This is a genomic window from Bacillus sp. AP50 (assembly GCF_040492675.1).
Classification (GTDB): Bacteria; Bacillota; Bacilli; order Bacillales; family Bacillaceae_G; genus Bacillus_A; species Bacillus_A cereus.
The window spans coordinates 1-2,069 of record NZ_JBEUTW010000611.1 but is presented as its reverse complement, the minus strand read 5'-3'; the positions used below and the strand labels follow the sequence as shown (position 1 = coordinate 2,069).

Here is a 2,069-nt window from a genome sequence, read left to right as displayed (position 1 = left end):
CCTACACCTGAAGAATCAAGTTTTAATATATTCGTAAGACCAACATATAAATAAGTAAAACCAAATAAAAAAATAGTTCCATTAGATAGGATAGTCCACTCATCGGATTGACTTCCTGTAAATAATAAATATAATGGTGTCAAAGTTTGTAATGCCCCTACAAATAAATTAAAGTATCCTACACTTTTGCTATCAATAAGTTTAAAAGCTGCTAGTGAATTCATAAATAGAACTGCACCGACAAACAATAATCCAACATTAGTCATAGTATCCCCTTCTCCTACTTAATATTTTCGATAGGATGTTAATTCTTCATGTAGACAATTCTTTCTAACAAAACGATGACACTGAAAAAATATAGACTCCATATCCTCAGTATTATGACTAAGTATGCGAATGACAAAGCCTTTACATGGTGTAGAAGATATTCCAATTTTCATATTGTTAGTGTTAGAAAGTGATGTTTTCAATGTTGCAATTAAATCATTTGTAATGTTCTCATTAATAACTATGAAAGTACCATAATGGGAATATTGATTTAATATTCCCATTTGATCTAACGACTCTTTGAAAGGGTTTAGCAATAGATGATCGTATACTACAAGTTTATTTTCCATATATATTTTTGTTAACGAATCAAAATATTGGTATGTGAACTTCTCCATATTTGGCGACCAACCAGGCGTAACTGAATCGCATAAAATCAATGTAGAATTATTTTGCATATATATATTTGTTTTTTGCTTATATGCTGCATCCTTGTACATAATTAACGGGTCTGGTAAATACTCCATAACAGCATTCTCACCAATATAAAAATTCAATTCTTGCAAAGCATAACTATTTGGAGTCTTGTAAACTTTCGTTGCTGATTGGCTTGTTATATATGTTTTCGCATCTTTACCAACATTTATATTTATAGAATAGAAATCTCCTTTTAAATAGCCTCCACCAGAATTCATAATATAGTAATATGCTCTACCATACTCATCCAAATATATTGGCTGCGTTACTTTTAAGGCATCTTTATGATAAACCTTAATAGGTACGGTTTTATGTCTCTTTTCCATCATATCAATGTTTAAGACACCTGTCGGGGATTTCATTTTTTCAGTCCTTCTAACATAATGTTCTGTCTCATCCAATTTATTAATTCTTGTAAACCTTCCTCATCCTTCAAATTTGTAAAAAAGTATGGTTTATTATGTCGGTAATTTTTCGTATCCTGCTCCATAACTCCAAGATTAGCTCCTACATAAGGTGCCAAATCCGTTTTATTAATTACAAATACATCCGATTTGATCATTCCTTGTCCACCTTTACGCGGAATCTTTTCTCCCTGTGCCACATCAATAATATAAATTGAAAAATCCACTAGCTCCGGACTAAATGTGGCAGCTAAATTATCACCCCCGCTTTCAATAAAAATAATATCTAAATTATTATGTCTAATCATGAGTTCTTCAATTGCTTCAAAATTCATAGAAGCGTCCTCTCGAATTGCTGTATGCGGGCACCCCCCTGTCTCTACACCAATAATTCTATCTTCTGGTAAAACACCTGTTTTCAATAAAATCTTTGCATCTTCTTTCGTATAAATATCGTTTGTAATTGCTGCAATTTCATAATCTGTATTTAGATGTTTTGTTAACTTTTCAACTAACATGGTTTTCCCAGCACCTACCGGACCACCGATACCAATTTTAATAGGCTTTATCATTTTATTCTTCCTCCCTATGACATGAAGACCCTTACATTTACATCTTCATGTTGCATTTGATTTATTTCGAATTCAGGATCATTCAATCCAAAATCCTCTAATGAAAGTATTTGAATTCTATCAATAGATTTGCAGATTAATTCATGGCATTCTTGTAATAGTTTTTGACCATCTGTTTGTCCAAGAGGAATGGCTCTCACACCGTTTTGAATTATACTTCCAACACTTGAGTATAAGAAAACTAAGAGCGTTTCTTCTATTGTCATTTTCAATTCCGCCCCTAATATTCCGTATACGATACTCGGATGACCTTGTAATTTATTACCCATAATATTTTCTTTATATATAT

At 32.0% G+C, this 2,069-nt stretch carries 4 protein-coding genes; all 4 read right to left on the bottom strand.

Annotated features, from left to right (window positions below; translation table 11 throughout):
• Positions 1-266, bottom strand: a 266-nt coding sequence (locus ABWK52_RS27340) for an AmiS/UreI family transporter (RefSeq protein WP_353772280.1), incomplete at its 3' end; no start/stop codon positions are given.
• An 18-nt stretch (positions 267-284) separates the two neighbouring features.
• Positions 285-1,106 carry an urease accessory protein UreD gene (locus tag ABWK52_RS27335; protein WP_000841916.1) on the bottom strand — a complete coding sequence of 274 codons (822 nt, stop codon included), beginning with the start codon at positions 1,104-1,106 and terminating at the stop codon, positions 285-287.
• Positions 1,103-1,720, bottom strand: coding sequence for an urease accessory protein UreG (gene ureG, locus ABWK52_RS27330; protein ID WP_000594926.1), 618 nt, complete (start codon positions 1,718-1,720; stop codon positions 1,103-1,105). Before ureG ends, ABWK52_RS27335 begins: the two co-directional genes overlap by 4 nt.
• Before the next feature lie 14 nt (positions 1,721-1,734).
• The coding region (locus tag ABWK52_RS27325) for an urease accessory protein UreF (RefSeq protein WP_353772279.1) at positions 1,735-2,069 on the bottom strand (335 nt) is incomplete at its 5' end.